A 6,163-nucleotide genomic window follows, 5' to 3' on the forward strand; every position below is an offset into this window, starting at 1 on the left:
ATGTCGGTCATTCCACCGCTTTATGCATTGGCAGTACAGCAGGCAGGTTATTTATCCACCTTATACACCGGCAGCACAGCATCCCGGATACATTCTGCGAAAGCCTGCGCGCCGGTACTGTTTACGTGTGTCTCATCGCTCTCGAAATACTCGCTGTGTCCCTCGCTTGCGGCATACCAGTCGATCAGGTATGTGTTGTCATGGGCTTCGACAAATTCGCGCATTTCCTGATTGTTAGACTCTTCCCAGGTGGTATATGGTGCTCTTGCCGTCATGATGAACAGAGGAGTATCCGGCCCCATACGTTCCCTCAGTGTGGGAAGAGAATCATACATAAGACCGTTTGCACCAAGTGCAAAGATTACGCCGTCTCCGTTCCAACCCTGATTATTCACATAGGAGTCATAGATATCGTAACTCTCGGTGGTGTACCGGCTGATTGCGGCATCGCAGATGCTGTTTGGGAAAATCGCGTAAAAATCATCGGCAGCGCCCAGGGCAATAGAGTCTCCGATCAGGAGAAGATGGAGGTCTGCCAGGATTTCTTCGTCCGTTTTCGGTGCGGAAGAATCATCAGATCCCTGCTGTGCATCGTCTGCGGCACTGCTGTCGTCTCCGGTTTGCTGCGCCTTTTCCTTTGCAGTCTCGCCGGCAGCCTGCGCCTGTGCTTCCAGGTCTTCAATGTTGCTCAGCGCCTGTTCTTTTGGAACAAAAATTACGCACAGAACAGCAGAGAGAGTGACAGCGAAAGTGACCAGACATGCTTTCATGGCTTTTTTCAGTACATGGACGGCATGCCTGCGTTCCCGTCTGGATCTGGGGCGTGAGGTGATGGTTGTAATGCTTTTTCCGATGATACCATGCCGGACAGGTGTCTCAATAAACCGGTAGGAAAGAGCGGAAAAGATCAGAGTGAGCATGATCTCAATGAGGATCATCCACCAGGTGGATTTTTTTCCGCCGCTGACCAGAAGAATGATGGGATAATGCCACAGATAAATCCCGTATGAGCGGTCGCCGATCCATTTCAGAGGCGGCAGTCCGAGAACTGCTCCCAGCAGGCTTCTTCTGTTCAGAACGGCATAGATCACCACCACAGAGAGCAGAGAGACGAGCACCTGCCCTCCTTTGTAGAGAAAACTGCTGTAACCATCCACGAATCCCGCGATGCACAGAATCCCGATCAGGGCGGCAAGTCCGAGCCCGTCTCTTACCGTGGAGGGAAGAATATTCAGTTCCTTCTCATGCTCGGATGCCATGGCGAGAAGCGCTCCGAAAAGGAGTGAGAAAGCCCGGGTATCCGTTCCGTAATAGACCCGGCTTGGATCCTGGGCCGGATCGAACAGGATCCACATAAGAGCGGCAGATATAAGAGCAAGCAGCGCTGTCACGCCGGGAATCAGTTTCCTGTGCTCTTTAAGCCGGGAAAGCGCCATCAGGATCAGAGGATAGACCAGATAAAACTGTGCTTCGATCGCCAGTGACCAGCAGTGGGTCAGAGGAGAAGGCGCTCCCGCATTTTCAAAATACGAGACATTATTGAATATCTGCCACCAGTTGTTATAGCAGAAAATGGCAGACAATAAATCAGAGCAGGCTTTTGTAAAAAGCACCCGGTTAAAAACAGCGCTCGCAAATATCAGCGCTGCGAGCATTGTCAGGATCGCCGGGAGCAGCCTGCGGATCCGCCGGATCCAGAAGTTCTTCAGATCAATGGTGCCCGTGGTATCTGATTCTGTCAGCAGAATCCGTGTGATCAGAAAACCGGATATGACGAAAAATACGGTGACGCCGATGAGGCCTCCCTTTGCAAAAGGAAGCTGCAGATGATATGCAAGTACGGCAAGTACCGCTATTGCTCTCAGCCCGTCTATTCCGTTTATATATCTTTGCTGCTTTCGGAAACCGGCAGTGTGTTCCTCACCCATTTGTATCCCCCCAGATAAATTATTGTAAACATATTTTGAGAAGGAAAGAAATCCCCTCCTGACTATTCTAGCATATATAGTAGAGAAGGGGATAGAAAATTCATAATATTTGACAAAAAGCAGGAGAATCGGAGACAACCGGATCAGCAGTCCCCGCTGACCATCAGCTTGATAATCTCTTCATTCGTCTCTTTCATGCCGTCCTTTCCGAGGCGTCCGATGCCGCGGATGGTGGATTCCACATCTTTCATGACGATGCCGTCTCCGCCTTTGAACTCCTGATTGTTCTTGTACATGTTGTAGCCCAGGATTCCCGCGTCCACGGAAAATGCGATTTTCGCCGCGCAGGATGCCTTCGCTCCGTCGCAGACGATGCCGGAGACAATTGCAAGGGCGTTGACGACGGTGTGGATTACTGCCTGGTAGTCGCCGCCGCAGAGGTAAACGATTCCCGCTCCGGCTCCTGCCCCGGCGCTGACAGCGCCGCAATATGCGGAGAGAGTCCCGATTCCTGTTTTCTCGTGGATGGCAACGAGATTGGAGAGAACAAGCGCCCGGTAGAGTTCCTCCTTGCTGGAGTTCAGTTCTTTCGCATATTCGATCAGGGGAACCGAGCAGGTGATTCCCTGATTTCCGCTTCCGGAATTGATAATTACGGGGAGTTCGCAGCCATTCATCCGGGCGTCTGATCCGGCGGCTGCCTTTGCCTTCGCCCGCACGGTAATGTCGTTCCCGTAGGAATGAAGGAGAACACTTCCGATATTTGCTCCGTAATCACCGAGCAGCCCCTCCTCGGCAATGGCGTTATTATAGCGGATCTGGCGGTCCAGAAGTTTTGCCACGTCAGAGGTGTCCACGGTACAGGCAAAATTCCAGATGTCTTCCATGTTCAGAAGACTGCGGTCTGCCCGGTTTGCTCCCTCATCTTCATCGTTCTCTTCTGCCTTCAGCTCTTTTTCCAGAAGAATATCTCCGTCCTTTTCGATCAGAACGATATTTGTATGGTAATCAGCGATTCTTACTTTCACATAAGAGTCCCCTTTATATTCCGTGACAATGATGTCGAATACATGGCCGTAGTCGATATGCTCCACCTCAATCGGTGCGTGATCCAGAAAGTCCCGGATCTTGTCTACCTGGTCTTCCGGCACATGGGAAATGACTTCGAGCTCTTTGTCGGGATCTCCAGCTATGATTCCGGCAGCCGCTGCTGCGGGAATGCCCTTGAGGTGGTTGGTGTTCGGCACGATCACGCTTTTTACATTCTTAATAATGCTTCCGCTGACCTGCAGAACGACCCGGTCCGGTATGTCCCCCAGAACTTCACGGGCTTTGGCGGCAGCATATGCGAGGGCGATAGGTTCCGTGCACCCGAAGGCGGGGACAAGCTCCTCCTCGAGAATCCGGATGTAGGTCTGATAGCGGATATCGTCTTTTTTCATTTTTTATGTCAGCTCCTTTATCTTTCTTATTGTAAATGTGTAAATATGGTAAATGATATTAAATAAAACAGATGCAGCCGCGCATTGCCTTGCTTTTTATTAACAGATCCAGCAGATACAGCGGCGCAATGCTTTGCTTCTATAATAATAAAGGAAGCCGGAGAGAATTTCAATTACTATGATCAATAAAGTAACTGAAAGATGGCAGACCCGGTATCAGAGCAGAAAGTCCTGACATTATGGGTAAGCTTGACATTATGGGAATGTTTGAAATTATTATAGGAAAGCTTGAAATTACAGGAAGGGAAGATTGCTATGGAATTTGCTTTACAGAAGTCACTATCTGCCGGTGAAGTAAAGATAATCCGGCAGAAACTGCACTTAAAACAAAAAGAACTGGCAGAATTACTTAATGTGTCTGTCAAAACTGTGGAGCACTGGGAGAGCAGCGGCGGCAGTGCAAAAGGGGCGGCGGCAGCATTGCTGTGCATTTTCCGGGAGAGGACATGGCTTCTGGAGGAACTGGAGGTTCCGGAACTGAAAATGCCGCTGCGGCTCAGGTATATGTATGAGAATCAGCTGTGTACAGTGATCGATGTGGATGATCGCGAACAGCGGATCCGGATTAAAAATTTTGTTACAGATCCATTATTCTGTGCCTTTGGGCGCAATGAGCATCCTTCTTATGAAGACTATGAGAATTTTCTGGAATCCAGGTGCTTCCCGCGGACACGGGATAAGATGAAGATTATTCTCCGCGAACTGGATCTCCCGTTTTACGACCCATTTATGATTATACAGAAGACAGAGGGGCGGATGGCGGAGGATAATTTCTGGATAAAGATAGAGAGGAGCGGTGTATAACCGCTCACTTCATCCGCTCCTCCAGCTCTCTGCACAGCCAGGGAATCTGCGACTCGAACTCAGCGGCGTACCATCTGGCGTCACTGGCATCTGCAGTCGCTTCGATACACATTACCACGAAATCCGCAGCCAGCGCCAGTGCGTCGCCCAGTTCCAGTCCCCGCATCAGCCCGCCGAAAGCGGCGGAGGAGTAGAGATCTCCCGTACCGTGATAGCTCTGAGGGCATTTCTTTGTAAAATAGGAAAATTCATTTCCATCCCGGTCCAGGCTGGCAACTCCGAGCCTGCCCGGTTCAAAGCTCACGCCGGTGAGGACTGCGGTTCTGCAGCCAAGCTCCAAAAGCCGCTGTAAAAGCTCGTGAATATAGGTTTCATCATACTTGCCTTCCTGCCGATATGGCATACCGGTGAGCAGGCAGGCTTCCGTGATATTCGGCAGGATTACATCGGCTTTGGCGCATACTTTCGCCATGGCAGAAGGAAAACTCTCGTCGAAAGCCGGGTAGAGCTGGCCATTGTCCGCCATGGCAGGATCCACCAGGATCAGATTTTCACCGGTGCGGAAGCGGTCGAAGAAATCCGCAGTCTGTCCGCACTGTTCCCGGGAGGCAAGATATCCGGTGTAGATCCCGTCAAACGTGATCCCTTCTTTTTCCCAGGTGTCGGCGATCGGTTCGATCTGGTCCGAAAGATCTTTGCAGGTAAAGCTCCGGAACATGGTATGATTGGAAAGGACAGCTGTCGGAAGGATGCCGCACTCCACGCCCATTGCGGAAATAACCGGGAGCGCCACGGTGATCGAACAGCGTCCGATACAGGAAATGTCCTGGACAGTAACAATTCTTTTCATAATAAAGTAGTCTCCTTTTGTTGGTATTGATTTGTGAAACGTATGCTGTAAATGCATGTTGTATATGCGCGCTGTATAGGAAAATATAGCAGAAACTGGATTGAATAAAAATAGCCAAAATAATATAATTTAACCAGTCCAGTTCATACGGTGGATCGGGAGCAAACTTCGGGAGGGGACTGCTGGCCGCAGAATAAAGAAAATGCCCGGGAGGTGTCCAGAATTTGTCCTGCGTGGATTACATAGTGTGTTATAAACAACGAAAACCCGCTAACCACAAGGGCTAACGGGCTTCGTCGTTTTTATAGTTATCTAAAGGAATGAGAGTAAAGTGCGACACCATCTGGTGTCTTTACTTTATGAGGGGGGAGATAGTTGTTTATCAACTATCTGTCATTTATTATAGACAGCAAATGTGACGAAAGTATGAGTGAATTATAAAAGAAAATGAAAATTTCTAAATTGAAAATAAAAAAACTTTAAAGTACCGATAATCCGGAGTTTATCGAAGTATTTTGGAGAATACATCTGAATAAAAAATACGGATATGATAATATGAGAAGCTGAGAAACATAAAAACGTGTAAATACACAAAAAACAGGAGCAAATCGATGGAGATAAAAGGAGATGCTTATCTGCAGCAACTGATTGAGCGAAAGACGAACGGATCGATTAAGGTGATTGCCGGCATCCGCAGATGCGGAAAGTCTTATTTATTTTTTAATATTTTTAACGAATGTTAAGCAAGAATTCCCCCAACCTCTGCAGGTGGCGGGATAAATTGCCATTATTATCTGAATATTTTGATTTTTTCTCACTTGTAAAAGAACACTTGTTCTCCATCCGGGGATGTGATATAATATGATCAGTCGAAATGTGAAAGGATCTGATTATATTGAGAAATATGGATCATAATGCACATTCAGTTTTTCTTCTTTATTATCATCTCATAATGGTCGTAAAGTATCGTCGAAAAGTGATTGATGACCAGATTTCTGACCGGGCAAAGGATATCTTTGAGTATATTTCACCAAAGTACGGGATTGCTTTAGAAGAATGGAATCATGATCAGGATCATG

6 protein-coding genes are annotated in these 6,163 nt (G+C 48.3%); 3 read left to right on the plus strand and 3 right to left on the minus strand.

Annotated features, from left to right (window positions below; translation table 11 throughout):
- Positions 1 to 47: 47 nt before the first annotated feature.
- Complete coding sequence (locus tag B5F07_RS13330) at positions 48 to 1,928, minus strand: acyltransferase family protein (RefSeq protein WP_087161775.1); 1,881 nt, start codon at positions 1,926 to 1,928, stop codon at positions 48 to 50.
- Positions 1,929 to 2,071: 143 nt separating this feature from the next.
- Positions 2,072 to 3,370, minus strand: coding sequence for an L-cysteine desulfidase family protein (locus B5F07_RS13335; protein ID WP_087161776.1), 1,299 nt, complete (start codon positions 3,368 to 3,370; stop codon positions 2,072 to 2,074).
- Between the two features lie 315 nt (positions 3,371 to 3,685).
- Between B5F07_RS13335 and B5F07_RS13340 the strand changes: the two genes are divergently transcribed.
- On the plus strand, positions 3,686 to 4,234 hold the full coding sequence (locus B5F07_RS13340) for a helix-turn-helix domain-containing protein (RefSeq protein WP_087161777.1): 549 nt from the start codon (positions 3,686 to 3,688) through the stop codon (positions 4,232 to 4,234).
- A gap of 4 nt (positions 4,235 to 4,238) precedes the next feature.
- Here B5F07_RS13340 and B5F07_RS13345 read toward each other — a convergent pair whose 3' ends face one another.
- Positions 4,239 to 5,084 (minus strand): pyridoxamine kinase, encoded by an 846-nt coding sequence (locus B5F07_RS13345; RefSeq protein ID WP_087161778.1) that lies wholly within the window; start codon positions 5,082 to 5,084, stop codon positions 4,239 to 4,241.
- A 611-nt stretch (positions 5,085 to 5,695) separates the two neighbouring features.
- Here B5F07_RS13345 and B5F07_RS22360 point away from each other — a divergent pair.
- A complete protein-coding gene (locus B5F07_RS22360; protein ID WP_330397820.1) occupies positions 5,696 to 5,827 on the plus strand; it encodes a hypothetical protein in 132 nt (43 codons plus the stop codon).
- Positions 5,828 to 5,988: 161 nt separating this feature from the next.
- Positions 5,989 to 6,163 (plus strand): transposase (locus B5F07_RS13350; RefSeq protein ID WP_204248844.1); only part of this gene is annotated, 175 nt, incomplete at its 3' end.

The organism is Lachnoclostridium sp. An169 (genome assembly GCF_002160525.1).
Taxonomy (GTDB): Bacteria; Bacillota; Clostridia; order Lachnospirales; family Lachnospiraceae; genus Mediterraneibacter; species Mediterraneibacter cottocaccae.